This window comes from Blastomonas sp. (genome assembly GCF_030373265.1).
GTDB lineage: Bacteria > Pseudomonadota > Alphaproteobacteria > Sphingomonadales > Sphingomonadaceae > Blastomonas.
Map to the genome: position 1 here is coordinate 91,775 of NZ_JAUCZC010000009.1, position 24,578 is coordinate 116,352.

Below are 24,578 nucleotides of genomic sequence, written 5' to 3' on the forward strand. Positions count from 1 at the left end.
TTCCCCGCGTTATCACCGGACCGGCCATGCCGATCGGGCGCCCGTCTGGTGCGGGATCTTGGGTCAAGGCTAATCCTATTCCGAATGGAGAACAATATGCGGGTGATCAGCCTTGTCGCAATTTTCATGGCCGCGAGCGTGGCGGTCGCAGCCCCGGCCTTCGCAGCCGATAGTATCACGGGACGGTGGTACACCAAGGACAAGCGCGCGCTGGTCACCATTGCGCCGTGCGGTGCGACGCTGTGCGGCAAGATAAGCCGCCTGCTCGAGCCGACCAAGAGCGGGGTGACGACCGATGTCAACAACCCTGACCCGGCGCTCAAGAAGCGCAAGCTGGTCGGCCTTCCCATCCTCAGCGACTTCGTCGCCGATGGCAGCAAATGGCGCGGAAAGATCTATGATCCCAATACCGGCAAGACCTATCGGTCGATCGTCACGGCGACCAGCGGCGGAAAACTTAATGTCGAAGGATGCGTCGCAATGTTTTGCCAGACCCAGATCTGGACCCAGGCCAAGTAACCGCACGATACGCAGGAATAGTCAAACGGATCGGTTACATAGTGACATAGCGACTGTCATTAAACCGTAACATGGGTTCATTTAATGGCGGGTCGGTGCGTAACTTGCCTCAAAGCCGCGACCGACCCGCCTCTTCCTGCCTGCAACCGTTTGCGACCCGGCAGGCATGAAGACCCAGAACCTGATTGGTCAGTTTTGCACGCGATCTCTTTGGTGACCGAGCAGAGCCTTGTCGTTAACATGGCGGTCCGCTTCCCACAGCAGCGATACGGTCGTGCGCAGTCCCTGCTTGTCCGACCGCCAGAAACCGGCGTCGCGCAGCTTGACCGCGATCGAGCGCAGCGACTGCCGCGCCTCTGCAACATCGTCGCTCCGCTCTTCGCCGCCCGCATCCTGCAAGGCCTGACGCAGCCGCAGCGAGGCAGCTTCGAAGGCCTGCTGGTCAGCAAGGCTGATCTCGGCAGGACGCTGTTCGTGCTCACGATCAAACCTGCGGTCGGGACTCGAAAGGGGGGCGGGCGTGTTCATCCCGCCTCTCTACAGAAGTTTCCGACGATTGTAAGTTTATTACCGTAAAGCGATTTAATGTAACGAGCGGTTCATCTGGCGTTCACCCCGACACCGGTGTCTATGTGGCTTTAGGGTGACGCAACAGGCCTGGCATCAGGATATCGAGCGTGTGGTCGGCATAGTCGTCGCGCATCTGTTCGGTCATCTCGCTCTGGCCGTAACAGTGGTGCAGCACCAGCCGCGCGGAGAAGAACCGGTCGGCGGCGCCCGTGACGGTGAAGTAGAACAGTTGCGGGTCGATCGGCCGGAAAAGGCCCTTCTGCACCCCTTCGTCGATCAGCCGCGTATAGGCGAGCGAGATCGGCCGCAGGTAATCGTCGGCGATCTTGCGCGATACATCGGGCGAGGCATCGCGGACCAGCCGCATCAGCAGCCGGTTGAGATAGGGAAAGCGGAAATAGGTGCCGATCGCGGCACGGATATGCACGCGCAGTTTCTCGTCGGGTGCAAAATCCTTGGCGAGCAAGGCATCGAGGCTGTTGACGATATTGCGCATGTCGCGCTCGAGCAGCGCCAGCATGAGCCCCTGCTTGTTGCCGAAATAATATTTGACCAAGGCGCTGTTGAGCCCCGAGCGCAGCGACAGTTCGCTCAGCGACAGGTCGACCGTGTCGCCATCGCGCATGATCTGGCTCGCCGCCTCGATCAGCTGCTCGCGGGCATTGCGTTCGCCATCCAGAGCCGGAGGCGCATCATTCATAATTGGGTTCATCCCACCAAGGATAGAAACCCGGCATGCCCGATGCAACCCGGTCGGGATAAGTTGCGGCACGCTTCTCAAGGAAGCTGGATATGCCTTCAGCGGCATCGCCCGAGCGCGAGCGGGTGTAGATTGCCCGGCTGTCGACACGGTGCGCGTGCATCGGATGCGGCGCCGACGGCAACCGCCACAGCATCGCGCGGGTTAGCGCAATGGACACAGGCGCGGTGTTGTCGGCGATCTCGCGTGCCAGAGCGGTCGCTGCCGGGATGAGGTCGTCCGGCGCATGCACCGATCGCACCAGCCCGCCTGCCAGCGCTTCGTCCGCATCGAACACCCGTCCGGTCATGCACCATTCGAGCGCCTGCTGATAGCCGACGAGCTTGGGCAGGAACCAAGAGGATGCCGCTTCGGGCACGATCCCGCGCCGGGCGAACACGAACCCGAACCGCGCCGCGCTCGAGGCCAGCCGCATGTCCATCGGCAACTGCATCGTCGCGCCGATGCCCACCGCCGCGCCGTTGATCGCGCCGATCACCGGCTTGGTGCACTGGAACATCCGCAAGGTCAGCATCCCGCCGCCGTCGCGGACACGCGGGTCGGAGAGGTCACTGACCGGATCGTCGCTGGAGAATGGTCCGCCGCCGCTGTCGGGCGTCAGGTCCGCCCCGGCGCAGAACGCCCTGCCCTCACCGGTCACGATCACCGCGCGAACATCGTCGTCGGCATCGATCCGGTCGAACGCGTCGATCATCTCGGCCATCATCGTGTTGGTGAAGGCGTTCATCTTCTCGGGGCGGTACAGGGTGATGGTCGCGATACCGTCGTCAACCGCGTAGCGAATGGCTGTATACTCGGTCATCACCCTGCTCCCGTTTCGACCCTCCCCAAGCGGGAGGGTCAGGTCAAATCAACGCGGCGCCATGCGGATGCCGCCGTCGAGGCGCACGTCCTCGCCGTTGAAATAGCCGCACTCGATCATCGTCATCGCCAGCTGGGCATATTCCTCGGGGTTGCCGAGGCGCTTGGGATAGGGAACCGACGCGCCCAAGGCATCCTTGACCTGCTGCGGCGCGGCGGCGAGCAGCGGGGTGTTGAAGATGCCCGGCAGGATGGTGTTGACGCGGATCGCCTCGCTCGAAAGATCGCGCGCGATCGGCAGGGTCATGCCGACGACGCCGCCCTTGGAGGCCGAATACGCTGCCTGGCCGATCTGGCCGTCCTCGGCCGCCACCGATGCGGTGTTGACGATTGCGCCGCGGTCGCCATCGGGCAGCGGATCGAGCGTCATCATGCCGGCCGCCGACTTGGCGATGCAGCGGAAAGTGCCGACGAGGTTGATCTGGATGATCCAGTTGAACGCATCGAGCGGGAAGTGCTTGATGCTGCCGTCGTCGCGCGAGCGGCTGGCGGTCTTGATCGCATTGCCGGTGCCGGCACAGCAGACCAGAATACGCTCCTGGCCAATCGCGGCGCGGGCCTTTTCAAATCCGGCATCGACGCTGGCGTCGTCGGTGACGTTGACTTCGCAGAACACGCCGCCGATTTCATTGGCGAGCGCAGTGCCCTTTTCTTCCTGCAGGTCGAAGATCGCGACCTTGACGCCCTTGGCGGCGAGCGCGCGCGCGGTGGCCGCACCCAGGCCCGAGGCGCCGCCGGTGACGACGGCGGAAATGCTGGAATCGAGTATCATGTTGGGTCTCTCCTGAAAGTGGAATCGAATTTCAATCCTCCCCGAAACGGGGAGGTGGCAGTCCGCAGGACTGACGGAGGGGCAGCGGGGTCATGCCAACAGTCGCGACAGCGCCTGGACGCTTCCCCTCCACCGCTCCGCGGTCCCCCTCCCCGTTCCGGGGAGGATTGATAGAGCTCAGCTCAGACGTTCGATGATCGTGACGTTGGCCTGGCCACCGCCTTCGCACATCGTCTGCAGGCCGTACTTGCCGCCGCGCTTTTCGAGCGCATTGAGCAACGTCGCCATCAGCTTGGTGCCCGAGGCGCCCAGCGGATGGCCCAGAGCGATCGCGCCGCCGTTGACGTTGAGCCGGTCGTGGCTGGCACCAAGATACGACAGCCAGGCCAGCGGCACCGGCGCGAACGCCTCGTTGACCTCGTACAGATCGATGTCCCCGATCGACATGCCCGCGCGCTTGAGCGCGCGCTCGGTGGCGAACAGCGGCTCTTCGAGCATGATCACCGGATCGCCCGCGGTCACCGACACGTGGTGGATGCGTGCACGCGGGGTCAGGCCATGATCCTTGAGCGCCTGCTCCGACACGATCAGCACCGCCGAGGCGCCATCGCAGATCTGGCTGGCGTTGGCAGCCGACAGCAGCCCGGTTTCCGAGATGCGCTTGACCCCGGCAATGCCTTCGAGCGTCGCATCGAAGCGAATGCCCTCATCGACCTTGTGCCATTCCTTGCCCTCGGGGGTCTCGATCTCGATCGGAACGATCTCGTTGTCGAACGCGCCGGCCTCGGTGGCAGCCGCCGCACGGCGGTGGCTCTCGAGCGAATAGCCGTCGAGCTGCTCCCTGGTCAGGCCGTGCTTCTTGACGATCATTTCGGCGCCATCGAACTGGCTGAACATCACGCCGGGAAAGGCCTCTTCGAGCCGCGCCGACTTATAGTTGCCAAGGCCGGCCTTCATGTACAGCACCGCGGGGCTGCCCATCGGCACGCGGGTCATGCTTTCGATGCCGCTCGCCAGCACGATATCCTGCGTGCCGCTCATCACCGCCTGGGCAGCGAACTGCATTGCCTGCTGCGAGGAGCCGCACTGGCGGTCGATCGTGACGGCAGGAATGCTGTCGGGGAGCTTCGATGCCAGCACCGCGTTGCGGCCCAGATCCATCGTCTGTTCGCCACCCTGGCCGACACAGCCGGTGATGACGTCGTCGATCGCCTTGGTATCGAAATCATTGCGGCTGGCGATCGCATCGAACACCGCCGCGCCGAGATCGACGGGGTGAACCCCCGCCAGCCGGCCGCCACGACGGCCTCCTGCGGTGCGGACCGCGTCTACGATATATGCATGGGCCATGGGGTCTCTCCTGATTGAATAGCACAAAGGGTGTCGGGTCGACTCCGGCACCGGATTTAATCGAACGGTTAAAGCGATATGGAATATCCGTCAACGGCGCACCGTGCAGCTCTCTCCCCTTCAGGGGAGAGATACGCAGCCTTATCGGCTTGCCGATTAGGCGGAGTTGAGAGGGGGCCGAAGTGAAGGTCGCTTTTTGAAACCACCGTTCAGGCCCCTCTCCCAACCCTCTCCCCTCAAGGGGAGAGGGCTAAGTCCTTACGCCGCCGCCTTCTCCCGCTTGACCGTGATCACCTGCGGGTAGGTGAACTCGAGCAGGCCTTCCTTGCCGTATTCGGCGCCGAAGCCCGACTGCTTGTGCCCACCAAACGGCGCGAACGGCGACAGGTGAAGGAACTCGTTGATCCACACCGTGCCGGTCTCGAGCTGCTCGGCAACGCGTACGCCCTCGTCGGTGTCGCTGGTCCACACCGCGCCGGCCAGGCCGTAATCCGACGCATTGGCGCGCGCGATGGCCTCGTCGACGGTGGCGAACTTCATCAAAGGCATCACCGGGCCGAACTGCTCCTCGGCGACGATGCGTGCGTCTTCGGGCGGGTTGTCGAGGATGGTGATCGGCACGTAATAGCCCGGCACCGAAGGATCGTGATCGCCGCCGACCAGGAACTTGTAGCCATTGTCTTTGGCGTCCTTGATCAGCTCCAGCACGCGCTCATACTGCTTCTTGTTCTGGATCGGGCCCACGGCGGTGCCCTGCTCGGCGCCGTCGCCGACCTTCACGTGGCGGGCGTATTCGGCGATGGCGGCGGACAGTTCGTCATAGATATCCTCGTGGATATAGATGCGCTTGGCCGCGACACAGATCTGCCCGGCGTTGGTGAAGCTCGACCAGAACAGTTGCTCGGCCACCTTCTTGACGTCGGCATCGGGCAGCACGATCGAAGCATCGTTGCCGCCCAGCTCGAGCGTGATGCGCTTGAGGTCCTTCGACGCCGATTCCATCACCCGCTTGCCGGTTGCGGTCGAACCGGTGAAGGTGATCTTGTTGATATCGGGGTGCGCGGTGATCATCGGGCCCAGGTCGTCGCCGCCGGTGATCACGTTGAGCACGCCTGCAGGCACCTGATCGGCGACCAGTTCCATGATCCGCAGCGTCGCCAGCGGGGTGAACGGCGAGGGCTTGAGCACGATGGTGCAGCCCGAGAGCAAAGCGGGCACGATCTTCTGGATCGCCATCATCACCGGGAAGTTCCACGGCACGATACCGCCGACCACGCCCACCGGAACGCGCCGCGTCCGCGACAGCCGGGTCTCGCTGTCCTCGTTGATCTCGTCTTCCAGGGTGAGCGTGGACTGGGCTGCAGCCATCCCGGCGGCGCCGTAGATCTCGCCGGTCGCCTGCGCATGCGGCTTGCCCTGCTCAGCCGTCAGCAGCCGCATCAGCTCATCGGCGTTTTCCTTGATCGCGGCCGATATCTTCATGATCACCGCGCGGCGATCGTCGATGGGTGTCTTCGACCAGGTCTTGAACGCCTTGCGCGCGGCGGCAACGGCGCGGTTCAGCTCTTCCTCGCCGCAATCGGGCACCTGGCCGATCACCTGCTCGTTGGCGGGATTGACCACGTCGATCCACTTGCCGGGCTTTTCGAGCTTGCCATCGATGAGCACGCTGTACTGCTGAACCATGAGATGTTCCTTTCCTGTGAGGTCTGTTTGCATATGGGCCTTTGCCGCGAAGCTACATCGCCTGCCGGTCGCAAGCCACTAACTATTCGGCTGGCTCTTGCCGGGGACTGTCATCGCGCGACGAACCGGATCGGCAGCGTCTTGGGCCCGCCGACAAAGGTGCTGGAAGCGCGTTGCGGGGTGCCTGCGAGTTCAACCGACTCCACCCGGTCGAGCAATTCCTCGAACAGGATCCGCATCTCCATCCGCGCCAAATGCAGCCCCAGGCACTGGTGGACGCCCGCCCCGAAGGCAACGTGCCGGTTGGGGCCGCGCGCGGCATCGAACCGATCGGGACTGTCGAACACCCGCTCGTCGTAATTGCCCGAGACATAGCACAGCATCAGCCAGTCATCCTTGGCGATGGCCTGGCCTGCGATCTCGCAGTCTTCCGCTGCGGTGCGCATGAAATGCTGCACCGGCGTGGTCCAGCGGATCGCCTCCTCGATCAGCCCGGGCAGCAGGCTGCGGTCGGCCTTGATCCGGGCAAACTGTTCGGGATCGTCGGCGAGCGCCCACATCGCGCCTGCGGTCGAGGCCGAGGTGGTATCGTGCCCGGCCGCTGCAACGATGATGTAATAGCCCGCCGCATTGCGGTCGCTGATCGGTTCGCCGTCGATGGTCGCATTGGCGATGACGCTGGCGACATCATCGCGCGGATGGGTGCGCCGATCCGCGGCCATCGCCATGAAATAGCTCTCGAAATCGCGCACCGCGTCGACCACCAGTTGCGATATCTGCTCAGGCGTCAGCTCTACCGAGCGGGCGCGATTGAGATCGGGGTCCTCGCCGCCGAACATCTCCTGGGTCAGCTTGAGCATCAGCGGCTCGTCCGCGTCGGGCACGCCCAGGATCTGCATCACGACATGCAGCGGATACAGCGCCGAGACCTCGCGAACGAAATCGCAGGTCCCGCCGGTCGCGATCATCGCATTGATCGAACTGCGCGCGATCTCGCGCACCCGCGCCTCGATGTTCGCGAGGTTTTTGGGCATGAACCAGCTTTGCGTCAGCTTGCGATAGTCCATGTGCTCGGGGGCATCCATGGTGACCAGCGAGGACACCAGATGCGGGCTGCCGCCGGTGATCATATGGGTGAGCATCTGCACCGCCACCGGTGACAGCACCACCGATTTGGGCGCGTTCAAGAACCGCGCATTGTCCTTGCTGATGGCGAGGATATCCTCGTGCCGGGTCACCGCCCAGAACGGCATATAGCCCTCGGCCTGCACCAGCGCGACCGGCATGTTGTCACGCGCCCAGCGGAACTTGTCCTTGAGCTCGCTCCACTGGCCATAGGCCACCGGGTTGACGATCGCCGATGCAATCTCGCCCGGCAGCGTGGCAGGTGCGATCGTCGCCATGGCTCAGCCTCCTGCCATTTCGGCGTCGGCCTTGGCCTTGGCCCAATATTCGTCGCGCAGCAGCCGTTTGTAGAGCTTGCCGGTGGCATGGCGGGGCAATTCGTCGCGAAAATCGATCTGCCGCGGCATCTTCACGCCGGACAGCGACTGGCGCAGATAGCCGCTGAGTTCATCCGCCAGCGCCTCGCCTGCATCGTCCAGATCGAGCGGCTGGACGATAGCGACGACGCGCTCACCCATGTCCGGGCACGGCGCGCCGATCACTGCGGCGTCGGCGACGCGCGGGTGGCTGACCAGCAGGTTCTCGATCTCCTGCGGGTAGATGTTGACCCCGCCCGAGATGATCATGAAGCTCTTGCGGTCGGTGAGATAGAGATAGCCGTCCTCATCGACCCAGCCGACATCACCCAAGGTCGTCCAGCCTTGCGGGTGCGTCGCCTCGCGGGTCTTGGCGGTGTCGTTGTGATATTCGAACTTGCCGCCGCCTTCGAAATAGACCGTGCCTTCGCTGCGCGCGGGCACGTCGTTGCCCTCCTCGTCGCAGATATGGACGACCCCGAGCAAGGCGCGCCCGACCGATCCAGGGTGCGTCAGCCACTCCTCGCTCGAGATGAAGGTGAAGCCGTTGCCCTCGGTCCCGGCATAATATTCCTTGAGCACCGGGCCCCACCAGTCGATCATCGCCTGCTTGACCGGCACCGGGCACGGCGCTGCGGCATGGACCGCGGACCTGAGGCTCGAGACGTCGTAGCGCAGCCGCACCTCTTCGGGCAGCTTGAGCATCCGGGTGAAGTGCGTCGGCACCCACTGGCTGACATTGATCTTGTATTTTTCGATCAGCGCCAGCGCGTTTTCCGGATCGAACTTTTCCATTACGATCACGGTGCCGCCGAGCTTGTGCACCGTCATGCACCAGCGCAACGGTGCAGCGTGATACAGCGGCGCGGGCGACAGATAGATGCTGTCGCCGCTGAAACCGAACGCGCCCTGGGCCAATGCGACCAGCGAGTTGGTGGCGGCGATATTGCCGTCCTCGGGCAGCGGCAGCCGCACCCCTTTGGGGCGTCCGGTGGTGCCGGACGAGTAGAGCATGTCCGATCCCGCGCGCTCGTCGGCAATCGGTGTATCGGGCATCGCGTCGATGGCGGCCAGCGTTGCCGCATCATCCAGATTGGCGATCGGAATGCCGGGGCAATGACCGCGGATCGCGTCCAGCTGCGCGCTGAGCGTGTTTGAGGTGAACAGCAGCTTGGCGCCCGAGTCCTGCAGGATATAGGCGATCTCGTCGGTGGTGAGCCGGTTGGATATCGCCACGAAGATCAGCCCCGAGCGCTGCGCGCCCCAGACGGCATCGAAATATTCCGCTCGGTTTTCCAGGCACAACGCCACCGTATCGCCGATGCCGATTCCCTGACCGCGCAGATACTGCGCAATCTGGTTCGATCGGCGATCCAGCTGGTCATAGCTGATCTCACGCCCCGAACCTGCCATGATGACAGCAGCCTTGGCGCCGTCCGCCCCGGCATGGACCGATGGATGCATTGCGACATTCCCTCCTGTTCGCGAAATCTCTTCACGCGGCGCTCAACGCGGTCCGGTGGCGATTCCCGTTCTTGTCAGGAGCATCGTTTAATCGAGCGGTTAAAGCAACGCCAAACTGCGCATTTCGGGCTGCCCAAACGAAAAAAGCGCCGGAAATCCGGCGCCCTTCTCGAAGGATCTGAATACTGGTTGCAGGCTGCGCTGCGCTCCGATTATTCGGCGGGGCCGCCCTGGGCCACGCGTCCACCGTCGTTGATCGCCAGCAGATAATCACGCGAGGAGATGAAGGGCATCGGGTTCACCGAGTTGCCGGCGATGCGCACTTCGTAATGCAGGTGGCTGCCGGTGGAGCGGCCGGTCGAGCCCATCAGGCCGATGACCTGGCCCTTGGTGACGCGCTGGTTCGGCTGAACCAGGATTTCCGACATATGGCCGTAGCGGGTCTGGATTTCGCCGCCGTGCTCGACCTCGACATACTTGCCGTAACCGCCAACCCACTGGGCGCGGCCGACAATGCCGTCGGCAGTGGCGTAAATCGGGGTGCCGATCGGGCCTGCCATATCGACGCCCTTGTGGCGGGCGCGGCGGCCGGCGAAGGGATCGGCGCGGAAGCCGTACTGGCTGGTCAGCTTGAAATGATCGACGGGTTTGCGCGAGGGAATGGCGATGCGGCCGGTTTCGCGATTTTCGAGAGATTTCCAGTTCGCGAACAACGCGCGGAATTCGGTGTCCTGTGCGCCCAATTGGGTTTCGCTGGCGACCGAGGGAACGGTGGAGGCGACATCGGTTGAACCACTGTCAGCGAGAGCCGGTGATGCAGCGCACAACAGGGTGGCTGCGGATGTGGTAAATACCGTTGCGACGATTCTGGTTGCGACCATGAATATTCAGCACCTTGTTTATCGGGCAAATCACCCGGCTTGTTGGCCTTGGCGTCTGCCCTTCTTTCCACCAACCTCAATTGAGGCTGGGGTAGAAAACCGAAAAATCGTTGGAACCCCTTCCCTCCGACTTCGTTGGATTGTGAGTAGAGGCAAAAGTTTGTGCGCCGCAACCCGTCCCGACCAATCGCGCGTTGAAGCGCTTGGTTGACGCGTTGAGTCGTTTAGTCGCACACGAAAAGGGCCGATTTTCAGGACTTGCGCGCGGATTGAACATCCATCCGGCGTGAATCGGCACGGCTCATCTAAGCCCGCCGTTCCCGCGCGTATTGCACGGATCTGCCATTTCCCCCGGTGCGCGACAGAAAAATGGCCCGCTGGAAACCCAGCGAGCCACTGAGAATCGCGCGTCCGATTCGAAAATGCCGATCAGCCTTTTACAGCGCCTTCGCCGCTGCGAGCACATCGTCGATATGGCCTGCAACCTTCACCTTGCGCCAGACGCGGGCGACCTTGCCGTCCTTGCCGACCAGGAATGTCGAGCGGTCCATGCCCATGTACTTCTTGCCGTACATCGATTTTTCGATCCACACGCCCATCGCTTCGGCCAGACCGTCGGTTTCCGCGTCGCTGGCCAGTGGCACCGTCAGGCCGTATTTCTCGATGAACTTGATGTGCTTCTTGGGTGGATCCTTGGACACGCCAAGCACCGACACGCCTGCCGCGTCGAATGCGGCCAGTTGCGCGCTGAACTCCTGCGCCTGCTTGGTGCAGCCGGTGGTGTCGTCCTTGGGATAGAAATACAGCACCCAGGTTTTGCCCGCATAATCGCTGGCGCGCACCTCGCTGCCATCGGGCCGGGTAAGTGCCACGTCGGGGATCGTGTCTCCAATATCGGTCATCGTCTTTCCTTTCCTGTGTCCGGCCGAGCGTGTCAGCCGGTCGTAAAAACCGTGTGCCAGATCTGTTGCACATGACCGCGCGCGGTGTCGATTTCGGCCAGCAAGCCGCTCCATGATTCGCAGCCGCAGGCGCGGGCGATCAGCACCTGGCTGGCGGGCGGCGGCTCGGTGCAGTCGGGTGCGACCAGCCGCAGCGTCACCAGCAACCGCGTCATCAGATCGTGCGCCGGAGCCAGCGTGGCATCAACCAGCCCGGCCTCGGTCAACGCCGCCAGCGCCGCCCGCAGATCCGGATGGAAGCCGGTCCGGTGCTGGAGCTGAAGGGTGTGGACGATGAACTCGACGTCGACCAGCCCGCCGGGGAGCAGTTTGACATCGAGCGGACCCAAAGGGCGTTTGTGGTTGGCGATGTCGGTGCGCATCTTGAGCGCGGCGGCAGCGATCTCACCCGCATCGCGCGGCGTGTGCAGCACCTCGTCGATGATCCCCTGCAGCCGCGCGCGCGCTTCGTCAGACCCATAGACCACGCGCGCCCGGCACAGCGCCATATGCTCCCAGGTCCACGCCTGATCGCGCTGATACTCGGCAAAGCTGGCGAAGGAGACCGCAAGCAGTCCCTGCGCGCCATTGGGTCGCAGCCGGGTATCGACTTCGTACAGCGCACCCGCTGCGGTCGGCACGCTCAATGCGGCGATGATCCGCTGCGCCAGCCGGTTGTAATATTGCGTACTGCCCAAAGGGCGCCCGCCGTCCGATTCGGTGCCGATCTCGCCGCTGAACAGGAAGATGAGATCGAGGTCGGATGCGTGGGTAAGCGCCCCGCCGCCCAGCCGCCCGAGCGCGAGAATAACCGGCTCGCTGCCCGCAATCGTGCCGTGCACCTGCGTGAACTCGTGCACCGCGCAATTGGCCAATCGGATGATCGCGGCTTCCGCCACCCGCGCATACCCGCCCGCGATCGCGACCGGATCGTGTCGCCCCTCGATCAGCTGGACGCCGAGCGCAAAGCGCATCTCGCCCACCCGCACCCGCACCGCATCAAGCCTTTGCTGATAATCGTCGCCCGGCTCCTCGCGCGACAGGCGCTTTGCGATCTCCTCGACGCTGCCCACCAGATCATAGGCGCTGGCATCGATCAGCCCGTCGAGCAGGTCGCCGCGCCGCGCCAGCGATTCGGCGAGCGGCGGCGCGTGGCTCAGGATGTCGACCATCGTCTGCATCAGCGCCGGCCGCGCCTGCAACAGGCGGAAGACGTTGACCGTGCTGGGCAAGTGTCGCAGCAGATCGTCGAACCGGTTGAGCGCGCCCGCCTGGTCGGGGGCCTCGGCAAAGGCTTCGAGCAGCGCCGGGAGAACCGCCTCGAACGCCTTGCGCCCCGCCGCGCTGCGCAACGCGCGCACCGCGCCGCCGCGCCAGGCCTGCACCCGCGCCGCGAGAGCTTCGGGGGCTTCCAGCCCGGCGCTGGCGAGCGCATCGACCAGCAGTTCAGGATCGCTGCTCAGCGTGATCGCAGCATCGTCGCTGCCCGCCCGCTGCGACGCGATCAGCCCGTCATAGACACCGGCGACATCGCCCGTGACGCCCTCCAGCGCGGCGATCATCGCAGCCCCATCGGCCAGGCCATGCAGCATAGCGACATTGTCCAGCGCCGCCGGGTCCTGCGGCAGGCTGTGGGTCTGCTGGTCATCGACCATCTGCAGCCGGTGCTCGAAGGTGCGCAAGCTGCGGTAATGCCCTGCCAGCATCGCGGCCTCCTCGCGCGGGACGATACCCTGCGCCGACAGCGCATCCAGCGCGTCGAGGGTCGAGCGGGCTCGCAATGCGGGGTTGCGCCCGCCATGGATCAGCTGATGCGCCTGGGTGAAGAATTCGACCTCGCGGATGCCGCCGCGCCCGCGCTTGAGATCGAACCCGGGCCCCAGCAGCTGGCCCTTGCTGTAATGGTCGCGGATCTGCCGGGTGAGCGCGGCGATCTCGTCGATCGTGCCGAAGTCGAGCGAGCGCCGCCAGATAAAGGGCCGCAGCGCCTCCATGAAATAGGGCCCGAGCTCCGGGTCCCCCGCCGCCGCGCGCGAGCGGATGAACGCCGCCTGCTCCCAGGTCAGCGCCTGCGATTCATAATGCGACAGCGCGGCATCGACCGGGATCGCCAGCGGCGTGACCTCGGCCGCCGGGCGCAGCCTGAGGTCCATGCGGAAGACATAGCCATGGCCGTCGCGCGCGCTCATCATGTCGATCAGTTGCCGCGCGATCCGCTGCGCAGCATCGGCGGGGTCCTCGCGCGGGCGCACCGGCAGCGTCTCGGGATCGTAGATGAAGATCGGATCGATATCCGACGAGTAATTGAGCTCCTGCCCGCCATGCTTGCCCAGCGCGATCACGGCAAAACCGCGCACCGGCTCACCCGGCGTGCGCTTGGCGAAGACATCGCCCAGCGCGGCATCGAGCGCCGCATCGGCAAAGTCTGACAGGCAGCGCGTCACCTGGTCGACACCAATCACGCCGGCGAGATCCGCCACAGCCAGCACCATCGCCAGCGCGTTCTTGCGTCGGCGCAACGCCTCGCTCACCGGGGTGTCGGCAAAAGCGGCCATGATCGCCGTGATCGCAGCATCCACGCCTTCGCGCCGCAGCCGCTGCAGAAAATCGGGGTGCCGTTCGATCGCGAGCGCGAGAAACGGCGAATGGCGGCACGCGCGGTCGATGGCGTCGGTATAAGCGTCGGGCGTGGTCATGCCAGCGGTGCTAATCGCCCACCGGCGTCTTCGCAATCATCGATCGGCTGATGATGCCCGGGCGGCTCAATCGTTGTCGTTTCCGCGTCCCGGAAGCCCGCCGCTCATCCGGTCGACATCGGCCATAATTGCCGCCATCGGATCGGCGGTGCGCTCGCCGCGGCTGTCGTTGCTGACCACCTCGTCGATCAGCGCCAGCAGCGCCGCGCGGCCGCGTGCGACCCGGCTCTTGATCGTGCCGAGCGCAACCCCACAGATTTCGGCCGCCTCCTCATAAGAAAAGCCGCCCGCCCCTACCAGGATCAGCGCCTCGCGCTGGCTCTCGGGAAGCTGCATCAACGCGCGCTGGACATCGGCGAGATGGAGCTGGTCGCCCTGGTCGGCGGGCATCGACAGGATGCGATCGGCGACGACATCGTCCCACTCGGTGGTGAACCGCGCACGGCGGCGCTGTGACAGGAACGAGTTGCGCAGAATAATGAATGTCCAGGCGCGCATGTTGGTGCCCGCCGCAAAGCGTTCGCGCGCCGCCCAAGCCTTGAGCATCGTGTCCTGCACAAGATCGTCGGCGACATCGCGGTTGCCGCTGAGCGACCGGCCATAGGCGCGCAGATGCGGGATCAGCGCAGCCAGTTGCGCCTTGAAGGCTCCGTCGTCGAGTGGAGCACCGCCGATTTCCGGCGTTGTTTCTGCTGGGCTATCAACCGCCATCAGCTTTGGGCCTGACCTTCACGCATGGGTTGTACGGGGTCATGAACATGACGTCCGACCCGCGCCGTATTGACGCATGTTAACTTCGATACGAGCGATAGGGAAATTCGTTGCATATCACAAGCATGGCCCTGAACGGTTCGTCCCGCTCCTCTTGCCTGCCGAGGGGCAAGCTGGCACAGATGCCGCCCAGCCGGATTGCCCATCCGGACCCCTGTCCTCCGGTCGGAAGGCCTGCCTGCCATGATCAAAACGCTGCTCAAGTTCGCTCCCATGACGCTTGTTCTGTTTGGCGCTGCCCAGGCTGGCGCGCAGGGGACGGCATCGCTTGATATCCCGGATGTCTCCCCCCAACCCGTATCGCAAGCTACGATGCAGGACGTGACCCGGATGCTTGCCTCGGACGAATTTGAAGGTCGGGCGCCCGGCAGCGTCGGTGAACAGAAAACGATCGCGCTGCTGACCGAGCGTTTCGCCAAGGCGGGGCTGAAGCCGGGCAATGGCGATAGCTGGTTGCAGGCGGTGCCGCTGGTCAGCATCGAGGCGGGCAAGGTCAGCCCGCTGACGATCACAGGCGGCAAGACCCCGCTGTCGTTCGCTTATGGCACCGACATGGTCATCGGCAGCTACCGCCAGACACCGACCACCGACCTTGCGGGCAGCGATGTCGTGTTCGTCGGCTATGGCATCAACGCACCCGAAAAGGGCTGGAACGATTACGAAGGGCTCGACGTCAAGGGCAAGACCGTGGTCATCCTCGTCAACGATCCCGATTACGACAGCCCGGACCTGACCGGCGACTTCGGCGGCAAGGCGATGACCTATTATGGCCGCTGGACCTACAAATACGAAGAAGCCGCGCGCCAAGGTGCCGCCGCCGCGCTGATCGTGCACGATACCGTGCCCGCCGCCTATGGCTGGGGCGTGGTCGAATCGAGCTGGACCGGTCCGCAGTTCTTCGCGCAGAGCGCCGACCAGGGCGCCAGCCAGACCCAGGCCAATGGCTGGATCCAGAAGTCCGCCGCCGAACAGCTGTTCGCGAGCGCGGGCAAGGATTTCGCCGTGTTGAGCCAGGCTGCCAAGGCCAAGGGCTTCAAGCCGGTGCCGCTGGGGGTCAAGGCCTCGGTATCCTTCGCCAACGCCATCGACACGACGATGTCCAACAACATCATCGGCATCCTGCCCGGTGCCAAGCGCCCCGACGAATATGTGCTCTACACCGCGCACTGGGATCACCTCGGCCGCTGCAAGCCAGCGGCCGATGGCGATGACATCTGCAACGGCGCGGTCGACAATGCGACCGGCACCGCAGCGCTGGTGGCGCTCGCCGAAACCTTCGCCAAGGCGGGCGCGCCCGACCGCAGCGTGGTGTTCCTGGCGGTGACCGCCGAGGAATCGGGGCTGCTGGGTTCGGCCTATTATGGTCAGAACCCGGTCTATCCGCTGGCAAAGACGGTCGGCGGCATCAACATGGATGCGTTTCTGGTGGCAGGGCCCGCGCGCAATGTCACGGTGGTCGGCAAGGGCAAGTCCGAACTCGAGGATTATCTCGATGCCGCGCTCACTTCGGCCAACCGCGTCGCGACCGCCGATCCGATGCCGCAGAACGGCTATTACTACCGCTCGGATCATTTCAGCCTCGCCAAGCAGGGCGTCCCGATGCTGTACATCGATGGCGGCGAGGACCTGATCGACGGTGGCACTGCGGCAGGCGCGGCGGCATCGAAGGACTATTCGGCCAACCGCTATCACGGCCCCAAGGACGAATATAATCCGAACTGGGATTGGTCGGGCGTGATGGCCGACCTCTCGCTCTATTACCGCATCGGGCGTTCGCTGGCGATGTCGACAAGCTGGCCCAACTGGAACGAAGGCGACGAATTCCGCGCCACCCGCGACGCCAGCCGCGCAACCGCACAGTAAGGACAATCCGGTGACGTACCGCATGCCCCCCGAATGGGCGCCGCAATCCTGGCTGTGGATCGGCTTTCCGCATCTTGCCGATGAGTGGCAGGGTTTCCTGTCAGCGGCGCAGGCCGAGATCGCAGCGTTTGCGCGCACCGTTGCCGAAAGCGGCCAGCCCGCGCGCCTGGTGTGTCCCAATGAGGCGTGCGCCGCCCTGGCGCGCGCGATGGCGGGCGATAAGGTGGATATCCGCATCCGTCATTACGGCGACATCTGGCTGCGCGACACCGGACCTTTGGTGGTCAGCGACAGTACCGGCGTGCTGCACGCCCGGCGCTTCGGCTTCAACGGCTGGGGCGGCAAATATGTCATGCCGGGCGATACCGAGATCGGCGACGCGCTCGCCAACGAGGCGGGGCTGCCGCAGTCGATGGCCGACTGGGTGCTCGAAGGCGGCGCGATCGATGTCGATGGCGAAGGGCTGGGCGTGACCACCGAACAGTGCCTGCTCAACCCCAACCGCAACCCGCATCTGTCGCGCGCCGACATCGAGGCGCGGCTGCATCGCGATCTGGGCATCGAGCGGCTGCTGTGGCTGGGCGACGGGCTGCTCAACGATCACACCGATGGCCATGTCGACAATCTTGCGCGCTTCGTCGCGCCGGGGACGCTGGCGCTGCCGGTGGCGGCGGGCGGTGATGACCCCAATGCGGCGGTCTATGCCAATGCCAAGGCGCGCGCCGAGGCCTTCGGGCTGACGGTCGTGCCCATCCCCTCGCCCGGCCTGGTCGAGCGCGTCGATGCCGAAGGCGAACTGAAGGTCCAGCCCGCAAGCCACATGAACTTCGCGATCACCACGCACGCGGTGATCGTGCCCACGTACGGCACCGCGTCCGACCAGCGCGCGGTCGAGGCAATCGCCGCGTGCTTCCCCGGTCGCAAGACGATCGGGCTGCGCGCCGATGCGGTGCTCGCCGGCGGCGGCAGTTTCCATTGCGCCAGCCAGCAGATGCCCACCTCCGCCTAGCCCGCAGATCGATTGATCGCCTCGCCCGGCCGGGGTATAGCGCCGGTCAGGTTACTGCCTATATTCCCCAGAACCTAAAAGAGGATTGCCCCCATGCGCCATTTGATCATCCCTGCCCTGATTGCGGGCACCGCCCTGCCCTGCCTCGCTTTTGCCCAGCCCGCCTTCGCCGCCCAGGCGACCGACGCTGCTGCTGCATCGGCCATTGACGCCGCCGTCGCCGCCGATCTGCGTGGTGACGACAAGGCGCGCGACCAGTATCGCCATCCCAAGGAGACGCTCGCGTTCTTCCAGGTGAAGCCCGACATGGTGGTCGCCGAATATGCCGCCGATGCCGGCTGGTACAGCAAGATCCTGGCGCCGCTGACCGCGACCAACGGCAAATATGTCGCGCTCGGCGTATCGCCCAGCAGCCCTTCGCTGAGCGCCGAGCGCAAGGCCACGATGGCAGCGTATCCAACCGCCTATCCCGAGCGCGCCGCCAAGGCGACCGGAGTGGGTGCGGACAAGATCCACGCCTATGTCGCGAACGCGGTACCCGCCGAGATGCAGGGCAAGATCGACCGCGTGCTGATCTTCCGCATGCTGCACAATCTGCAGCGTTCGGGCATCCTGGGCAGCGAGCTTGACGCAATCCACGCGTCGCTGGCCCCCGGCGGCATGGTCGGCGTCGTGCAGCATCGCGCCAAGGCCGATGCGCCTGCCGCCTATGTCGATGGATCCAAGGGCTATCTCAAAGAAGCCGATGTGATCGCCATGTTCGAAAAGCACGGCTTCGTGCTCGCGGGCAAGAGCGAGATCAACGCCAACCCCAAGGACCCGGCCGACCACGCGCAGGGCGTCTGGACGCTTCCGCCCAATTACGCGCTCAAGGACGTGGACAAGGCCAAGTACGCCGCGATCGGCGAATCCGACCGCATGACCCTGTTGTTCAAGAAGAAGTAAGCCTGCACTGATGACCGAGATCACCGTCGCCGCCTTGCAGCTCGCGCTGGGCGCAAGCGAAGCCGAAAACATCGAGGCGGTGACGGATCTGGTCGCCCATGCAGCCGACAAGGGGGCGCAGATCATCCTGCCCCCCGAGCTGTTCGAGGGGCCGTATTTCTGCCGGGTGGAGGACGAAGCCCTGTTCGCGTCGGCGCGCCCGACCGCCGAGCACCCCAGCGTGCGCGCGATGGCCAAGCTGGCCAAGCAGCTCAAGGTCGCGATCCCGACCAGCTTCTTCGAGCGCGACGGGCCGCACCATTACAACTCGCTGGCGATGATCAACCCCGAAGGCGAGATCATGGGGGTGTACCGCAAAAGCCATATCCCCGACGGTCCGGGCTATGAAGAGAAATACTATTTCCGTCCCGGCAACACCGGGTTCAAGGTGTGGGATGTCTGCGGCACGCGGATCGGCGTCGGCATCTGCTGGGACCAATGGTACCCCGAATGCGCCCGCGCGATGGCGCTGATGGGGGCAGAGCTGCTGTTCTATCCCACCGCGATCGGCTCCGAACCCTATGACTCCAGCCTCGACACCAGCCGGATGTGGCAGCGCGCGATGCAGGGCCATGCGGTCTCCAACTGCATGCCGGTGATCGCCAGCAACCGCATCGGCCAGGAAGGCGACCAGAGCTTCTACGGTCACAGCTTCATCACCAACCAATGGGGCGACAAGGTGCTCGAATACGGCGCGGAGGAAACCGGCGTGCTGGTCGCGACGCTAGACCTTGACCTCGCCCGCATGCACCGCGCCGGAATGGGCTTCTTCCGCGACCGCCGGCCGGAGCTTTACGGGCGGCTGGCGCAGGACGTTTGACATAACGTCATCGAGGATCCGGCAGCCGTTGGCAAACCACGCCTCGGTTGCGCAATCGGTTCTCCGCAGCCCTGGGCCCCGGATCAAGTCCGGGGTGACGGAAGTTTCAATCGTCATCCCGGACTTGATCCGGGACCCAGGGTTGATCCCGCTGCACGGCCGTCGCGCACGCCGCAGGCGATTTCGAACACCTGTTCGAACATCGGCGCAGTCAGCCGTCCGGTGTTCGTGTTGTACCGGCTGCAGTGATAGCTGTCGATCAGCACCCTGCCCTCGCCGATATCGTGCACCGCGGCATGGCCGAAGGGGTGATCGGCGAGCCGCAGCCCCCAGTGGCGCAGGAAGCTGTCGTGTGCGATCCGTCCCAGCGCGACGAACACGCCCAGGCTGGGGAGCGCGGCGATCTGTGCGGTCAGAAACCGGCGGCAGGTGTTGATCTCCTGCGGGGTCGGCTTGTTCTGCGGCGGCAGGCACTTGACCGAGTTGATGATCACCGCGCCGGTGAGCGCAAGCCCGTCGTCCAGCCGGCTGTCATAGCAATCGTTGCTCAGCCCGAACTTGGCCAGCGTCGCGAACAACAGGTCGCCGGCATAGTCGCCGGTGAACGGGCGTCCGGTGCGGTTGGCACCGTGCTTGCCCGGCGCCAGCCCGACGATCCCCAGCCAGGCGTCGGCATCGCCAAAGGCTGCCACCGGAGCGTTCCACCAATCGGGATATTCGGTCTGGCACGCGTGCCGGAGGGCCACCAGCCTGGGGCACAAGGGACAATCGCGCGGCGGCTCGGTATCGGGAATCGGGCTTACGTTGATCACCCGTACCAGCTAGGTGCTGGGCATGCGCGAGACAACCCATGCCACCTATCTGATCGCGCTGGGATCGAACCGTCGGCACCATCGCATCGGCCCGCCCGAGCGGGTGCTGGAAGCCGCGATGGCGGCGCTGGCGGCGCAGGATATCGATATCCTTGCGCTTGCGCCGCCCATCCGCAGCCGCCCGATCGGCCCATCGCAACGGCTCTATGCCAACAGCGCCGCGCTGATCCGCAGCGCGCTCGCCCCGGATGCCTTGCTGGCGCTGCTCAAGACGCTGGAGGCCCGCTTCGGGACCCGGCGCGGCCAGCGCTGGTCGGCGCGCACACTCGACCTCGACATCATCTGGTGGTCGGGCGGCACCTGGCATTCGCGCCATCCCGAGCTGATCATCCCGCACCTCGCCTTTCGCGAGCGCCGCTTCGTGCTGCAGCCCGCGGCGGTGATCGCACCGCGCCTGCGTGATCCGGTCAGCGGGCGCAGTGTCGCCCAGTTGCTATACCGGCTCACGCGGGCTTGACCCATCCCGGCTGCCCGACTAGGGGAGACGCCGCACCGGGGCGCGCCCCGGTCGACATCCGATGGCGCCACACCGCTGCGCCACCCCTTACGGGCCCTTAGCTCAGTCGGTAGAGCAACTGACTTTTAATCAGTAGGTCGCTGGTTCGAACCCAGCAGGGCTCACCATATCGTTTCTGCAAGGCAAGCACTCAGGCAATCGGGCACAAGGGCGCTGCCCGCGTCGCTCTTGCCGCGTGCGCAGAGCGCGCAATTTTCAGACGTTCGAGGATCGTGCGGGGCGGGCGGCGCGGTCGGCCGAGGGGGCAAGGCTGGCGCCGAGGCTCAAGGCCACGGCTTCGGCGATCTTGATGCCATCCACCGCTGCCGACAGGATGCCGCCGGCATAGCCTGCCCCTTCGCCGGCAGGAAACAGCCCGCGTGTGTTCAGGCTTTGCAGATTGTCGCCGCGGGTGAAGCGGATCGGTGAGGAGGTGCGGGTCTCGACACCGGTCATCAGCACGTCGGGATGGTCATAGCCCGGGATCTGGCGGCCGAAGACGGGCAGTGCCTCGCGCATCGCGGTGACCGCATAGTCGGGCAGGCACTGCGCCAGATCGGTCATGTGCACGCCCGGCTTGTAGGAGTTAACGACCGACCCAAGCGCTTCTGAGGGGCGTCCTGCAAGGAAGTCGCCCAGTCTTTGCGCCGGGGCCTGGTAGTTCGATCCGCCCGCGACATAGGCCAAGGATTCCCAGTGGCGCTGCAGCGCGATTCCCGCGAGCGGATCGCCGGGAAAGTCGCGCGCCGGATCGATCGCGACGACCAGCCCGGAGTTCGCGTTGCGCTCGTTGCGCGAATACTGGCTCATGCCGTTGGTGGCGACGCGGCCTTCCTCGGACGTTGCCGCCACCACGGTGCCGCCGGGGCACATGCAGAAGCTGTAGACGGTCCGGTCATTCTTGCAGTGGTGCGAGATGTGATATTCGGCCGCACCCAGGATCGGATGGCCGGCGTCGTGCCCGAACCTCGCCTTGTCGATCCACGATTGCGGGTGCTCGATCCTTACCCCGATCGAAAACGGCTTGGCTTCGACATGAACGCCTGCCGCATGCAGCATCGCAAAGGTGTCGCGCGCGCTGTGACCGATGGCGAGCACGACATGGTCGGCCTCGAGATAGTCGCCGGTGCTCAAATGGACTCCGCGAACGTGGCGCTCGCCCTGCGCATCGGTGGTGATATCGATGCCATCGACGCGGTTCGAGAAGCGGTATTCGCCGCCAAGCTCCTCGATGCTATTGCGCATGCTCTCGACCATCGTCACCAGCCGGAATGTCCCGATATGCGGATGCGCCTCGGTGAGGATCTCGGCCGGTGCGCCGGCCTTGACGAACTCGGTCAGCACCTTGCGGTCGCGATTGCACGGATCCTTGATCCGGCTGTAGAGCTTGCCGTCGGAGAAGGTTCCCGCGCCGCCCTCGCCGAACTGGGCGTTCGATTCCGGGTTGAGCACCCCGCGCCGCCACAGTCCCCAGGTATCCTTGGTCCGCTCGCGCACCACCTTGCCCCGGTCGAGGATGATCGGGCGAAACCCCATCTGGGCCAGGATCAGCCCGGCAAAAAGCCCGCACGGCCCTGCGCCGATGACGACGGGCCTTTTGGCCCCGCTATTCTCCGGTGCTTTGGCGACGAGGTGATACCGCGGGTCCGGGGTGCGCTGGACGTTGTTGTCCTTGCGAAAGCGCGCCAGCACCGCCGCCTCGTCCTTCACGTTCACGTCGACCGAATAAACCAGCATTATGTTGGTCTTGTCGCGCGCATCATGGCCGCGGCGCGCGACGACATGGCGCACCAGATCGCGCGGGCCAATTCGCAGCCGCTTGCAGATGGCTGCGGGCAGTGCCTCGTCCGGATGATGGAGCGGCAGGGACAGTTCGGTGATGCGCAACATTGCGCAGCCTTAGAGACTGATCGCGCGAAATGCCAATCGCTCATGCGCGATCTGCTGAAGTCTCACCCCAGGAAAGCAGATTGATCGTTGCCTGAGCCTCGACGTGCTTTCGACACCGGGAGCCGGCGGCGTATCCGCTTGGCACGGCTTCGCAGCCCCTAGTGCAGGGCTGGTGTATCCGTAGCCTCCAGGATCACCCGGACGGTTTCGTCGGGCTGATCCCACATCGGAAAATGTCCGCTGCGCTCGAACCAGTGCATTGTTGCCGTGGGGAACGCCGCCATCGCGCGGTCAGCCTGTTGCGGAAGGCACAGCCGATCCTTGCGGCCCCAGCCGATGACAATTGGCGCATCGGTATTGGCCGGGCCATGCTGGTTTGCCCCATTGGCAAGATCGCTCACGAGCGCATCGAAGGTGCCAGTGTCCGCTAAAGCCTTCAGTTCCTGCGCGATCAGCGCCGGATCCAACGCCCACGGCCTTGCTGAAAGCTGGAGCATGAGCGCGGTCCGACCTGCGATGTTGCTGGAAATGGCCGGAAGCGCGGGCCGCAATGCGCGGACCAGAGCGATCGATGCCGAGATCGTGGTTCTGAAAAACGTGCGCTCCCAGCCTTTCCAGAAGCCACCAGGGTCGAGCGCGACGACCGCACCGGCGCGGCCGCGTCGCGCCATCTCGAGCACCAGCCGGGCGCCCATGGAACTGCCCACCATATCGATCGCCGTCAGGCCTTGCTCACCCAGCCAATCATCGAGGCTGCGCGCAAGGCCGTCAAACGTGCCACTGTCCGCTTGGGCGGCTGACTGTCCATGGCCTGGCAGATCGAGCGCGATAACCTCTCTGGTCTGCGCGAGCGCCGGCGAAATCGTGTTCCACGAGTTGATGCTTCCGCCCAGTCCGTGGACCAGCAGAAGGGGTTTGCCGCGACCGGTGCGCGTATGGTGGATGTTCATGGGGTTACAACGCCGCTGAACGGTTTATGGTTCACCTCGACCCGCAATTGGCCAAGCTTTCGTGGACGTTCGCACGAACGGATATCTTGCGCCCTATCCGGATACGGCGAAAACTCTGCTGCCGCCAGCGATTGAGACCAAAATGTCTGGCGTCGGGTGGAAAACCGCCATCGGTGTTTCTATGTGTCGGATGGCGCGGATCGTGTCTTCGCACCCGATGGCGGCCACCGCAGGCGGCTTTCACACACATGAGGGAAACAGTGGTGTCGAAAATTGTCAACGGCGCCAGCCTGAAGCCGCGGAGCGGCGCTCGGCCCAAGTCCATCGTTCTGCTGCTTCACGGCTACGGCTCGAGCGGCACGGACATGATCTCGCTCGCGCCGCAATGGCAGGACGCGCTTCCCGACACGTTGTTCCTTGCGCCGCACGCGCCGCAGCGCTGCGGGATGATGGGTGCGGGCTATCAGTGGTGGGGATTGTCAGGGTTTGCGCCCGCAGCGCTGGCGGCGGGTGCGGCATCGGCGGCGCCCGCCATCGATGCCTTTATCGACCGCAAGCTGACCGAATATGAATTGACCGAAGCGGACCTGGCGCTGGTCGGCTTCAGCCAGGGCACGATGATGGCGCTGCACGTCGCGCTGCGCCGACCGCGCGCGGTCGCCGCCGTGGTGGGCTATTCGGGGATGCTCACCGGAACCGCCGGCCTAGCGCACGCCGACCTTGCAAAGCCCCCGGTGCTGCTGGTGCATGGGACGGCGGATCCCGTGGTGCCGATCGCAGCGCTGCATATGGCCGAAAGCGAACTCAAACGGCTTGGAGTCGCGGTCACGACGCACATATCCCACGGGGTCGCGCATAGTGTCGACCCTGTCGGCTTGCGCCTGGGGCGGGACTTTGTGTCCGACGCCCTCGATCGCTCAGCCTGACCGGCAGCGGCCTGCG

Annotated in this window: 22 protein-coding genes and 1 tRNA gene; 8 read left to right on the forward strand and 15 right to left on the reverse strand. The window is 64.8% G+C overall.

Features of this window, described 5'->3' with window-relative positions; all coding sequences use genetic code 11:
• The first annotated feature begins 96 nt into the window (after positions 1 to 96).
• Positions 97 to 519: a DUF2147 domain-containing protein gene (locus QUV11_RS07530; RefSeq protein ID WP_300881354.1), complete on the forward strand. Its 423-nt coding sequence runs from the start codon at positions 97 to 99 to the stop codon at positions 517 to 519.
• Between the two features lie 189 nt (positions 520 to 708).
• Here the strand turns inward: QUV11_RS07530 and QUV11_RS07535 are convergent, their stop codons facing one another.
• The 12 genes from QUV11_RS07535 to QUV11_RS07590 form a co-directional block, all read right to left on the reverse strand.
• Positions 709 to 1,047 (reverse strand): hypothetical protein, encoded by a 339-nt coding sequence (locus QUV11_RS07535; RefSeq protein WP_300881355.1) that lies wholly within the window; start codon positions 1,045 to 1,047, stop codon positions 709 to 711.
• A gap of 100 nt (positions 1,048 to 1,147) precedes the next feature.
• Positions 1,148 to 1,789 carry a TetR family transcriptional regulator gene (locus QUV11_RS07540; protein WP_300881356.1) on the reverse strand — a complete coding sequence of 214 codons (642 nt, stop codon included), beginning with the start codon at positions 1,787 to 1,789 and terminating at the stop codon, positions 1,148 to 1,150.
• On the reverse strand, positions 1,782 to 2,651 hold the full coding sequence (locus QUV11_RS07545) for a crotonase/enoyl-CoA hydratase family protein (protein WP_300881357.1): 870 nt from the start codon (positions 2,649 to 2,651) through the stop codon (positions 1,782 to 1,784). Before QUV11_RS07545 ends, QUV11_RS07540 begins: the two co-directional genes overlap by 8 nt.
• Before the next feature lie 48 nt (positions 2,652 to 2,699).
• Positions 2,700 to 3,482 carry an SDR family NAD(P)-dependent oxidoreductase gene (locus QUV11_RS07550; protein ID WP_300881358.1) on the reverse strand — a complete coding sequence of 261 codons (783 nt, stop codon included), beginning with the start codon at positions 3,480 to 3,482 and terminating at the stop codon, positions 2,700 to 2,702.
• A 177-nt stretch (positions 3,483 to 3,659) separates the two neighbouring features.
• Positions 3,660 to 4,832, reverse strand: coding sequence for an acetyl-CoA C-acetyltransferase (locus QUV11_RS07555; RefSeq protein WP_300881359.1), 1,173 nt, complete (start codon positions 4,830 to 4,832; stop codon positions 3,660 to 3,662).
• 258 nt (positions 4,833 to 5,090) lie between these two features.
• Positions 5,091 to 6,518 (reverse strand): aldehyde dehydrogenase family protein, encoded by a 1,428-nt coding sequence (locus QUV11_RS07560; protein WP_300881360.1) that lies wholly within the window; start codon positions 6,516 to 6,518, stop codon positions 5,091 to 5,093.
• Between the two features lie 110 nt (positions 6,519 to 6,628).
• The gene (locus QUV11_RS07565) at positions 6,629 to 7,921 is read right to left on the reverse strand and encodes a cytochrome P450 (RefSeq protein ID WP_300881361.1); all 1,293 of its coding nucleotides are present in this window, start codon (positions 7,919 to 7,921) and stop codon (positions 6,629 to 6,631) included.
• Positions 7,922 to 7,924: 3 nt separating this feature from the next.
• Positions 7,925 to 9,463, reverse strand: a complete 1,539-nt coding sequence (locus tag QUV11_RS07570; RefSeq protein WP_300881362.1) for an acyl-CoA synthetase — start codon at positions 9,461 to 9,463, stop codon at positions 7,925 to 7,927.
• Positions 9,464 to 9,675: 212 nt separating this feature from the next.
• Positions 9,676 to 10,344, reverse strand: coding sequence for a M23 family metallopeptidase (locus QUV11_RS07575; protein WP_300881363.1), 669 nt, complete (start codon positions 10,342 to 10,344; stop codon positions 9,676 to 9,678).
• 437 nt (positions 10,345 to 10,781) lie between these two features.
• Positions 10,782 to 11,246, reverse strand: a complete 465-nt coding sequence (locus QUV11_RS07580) for a peroxiredoxin (RefSeq protein ID WP_300881364.1) — start codon at positions 11,244 to 11,246, stop codon at positions 10,782 to 10,784.
• 32 nt (positions 11,247 to 11,278) lie between these two features.
• Positions 11,279 to 13,981 (reverse strand): bifunctional [glutamine synthetase] adenylyltransferase/[glutamine synthetase]-adenylyl-L-tyrosine phosphorylase, encoded by a 2,703-nt coding sequence (locus tag QUV11_RS07585; RefSeq protein WP_300881365.1) that lies wholly within the window; start codon positions 13,979 to 13,981, stop codon positions 11,279 to 11,281.
• A 66-nt stretch (positions 13,982 to 14,047) separates the two neighbouring features.
• A complete protein-coding gene (locus QUV11_RS07590; RefSeq protein ID WP_300881366.1) occupies positions 14,048 to 14,692 on the reverse strand; it encodes a sigma-70 family RNA polymerase sigma factor in 645 nt (214 codons plus the stop codon).
• Positions 14,693 to 14,965: 273 nt separating this feature from the next.
• On the opposite strand from QUV11_RS07590, the gene QUV11_RS07595 reads away from it, so the two are divergent.
• From QUV11_RS07595 to aguB, 4 genes are all read left to right on the forward strand, one after another.
• Positions 14,966 to 16,615, forward strand: coding sequence for a M28 family metallopeptidase (locus QUV11_RS07595; protein WP_300881394.1), 1,650 nt, complete (start codon positions 14,966 to 14,968; stop codon positions 16,613 to 16,615).
• 10 nt (positions 16,616 to 16,625) lie between these two features.
• Positions 16,626 to 17,624, forward strand: coding sequence for an agmatine deiminase family protein (locus QUV11_RS07600; RefSeq protein ID WP_300881367.1), 999 nt, complete (start codon positions 16,626 to 16,628; stop codon positions 17,622 to 17,624).
• Positions 17,625 to 17,717: 93 nt separating this feature from the next.
• The gene (locus QUV11_RS07605; RefSeq protein ID WP_300881368.1) at positions 17,718 to 18,569 is read left to right on the forward strand and encodes a methyltransferase; all 852 of its coding nucleotides are present in this window, start codon (positions 17,718 to 17,720) and stop codon (positions 18,567 to 18,569) included.
• 10 nt (positions 18,570 to 18,579) lie between these two features.
• A complete protein-coding gene (gene aguB, locus QUV11_RS07610; protein WP_300881369.1) occupies positions 18,580 to 19,428 on the forward strand; it encodes an N-carbamoylputrescine amidase in 849 nt (282 codons plus the stop codon).
• 113 nt (positions 19,429 to 19,541) lie between these two features.
• Here aguB and QUV11_RS07615 read toward each other — a convergent pair whose 3' ends face one another.
• Positions 19,542 to 20,240: a uracil-DNA glycosylase gene (locus tag QUV11_RS07615; RefSeq protein WP_300881370.1), complete on the reverse strand. Its 699-nt coding sequence runs from the start codon at positions 20,238 to 20,240 to the stop codon at positions 19,542 to 19,544.
• A gap of 22 nt (positions 20,241 to 20,262) precedes the next feature.
• On the opposite strand from QUV11_RS07615, the gene folK reads away from it, so the two are divergent.
• Positions 20,263 to 20,757: a 2-amino-4-hydroxy-6-hydroxymethyldihydropteridine diphosphokinase gene (gene folK / locus QUV11_RS07620; protein WP_300881371.1), complete on the forward strand. Its 495-nt coding sequence runs from the start codon at positions 20,263 to 20,265 to the stop codon at positions 20,755 to 20,757.
• Between the two features lie 91 nt (positions 20,758 to 20,848).
• A tRNA-Lys gene (locus tag QUV11_RS07625) sits at positions 20,849 to 20,924 on the forward strand.
• Between the two features lie 88 nt (positions 20,925 to 21,012).
• Here QUV11_RS07625 and QUV11_RS07630 read toward each other — a convergent pair.
• Positions 21,013 to 22,686 carry an NAD(P)/FAD-dependent oxidoreductase gene (locus tag QUV11_RS07630; RefSeq protein ID WP_300881372.1) on the reverse strand — a complete coding sequence of 558 codons (1,674 nt, stop codon included), beginning with the start codon at positions 22,684 to 22,686 and terminating at the stop codon, positions 21,013 to 21,015.
• A gap of 158 nt (positions 22,687 to 22,844) precedes the next feature.
• Positions 22,845 to 23,636: an alpha/beta fold hydrolase gene (locus QUV11_RS07635; RefSeq protein ID WP_300881373.1), complete on the reverse strand. Its 792-nt coding sequence runs from the start codon at positions 23,634 to 23,636 to the stop codon at positions 22,845 to 22,847.
• 263 nt (positions 23,637 to 23,899) lie between these two features.
• Here QUV11_RS07635 and QUV11_RS07640 point away from each other — a divergent pair, with 263 nt between their 5' ends.
• A complete protein-coding gene (locus tag QUV11_RS07640; RefSeq protein ID WP_300881374.1) occupies positions 23,900 to 24,562 on the forward strand; it encodes a dienelactone hydrolase family protein in 663 nt (220 codons plus the stop codon).
• Positions 24,563 to 24,578: the final 16 nt, after the last annotated feature.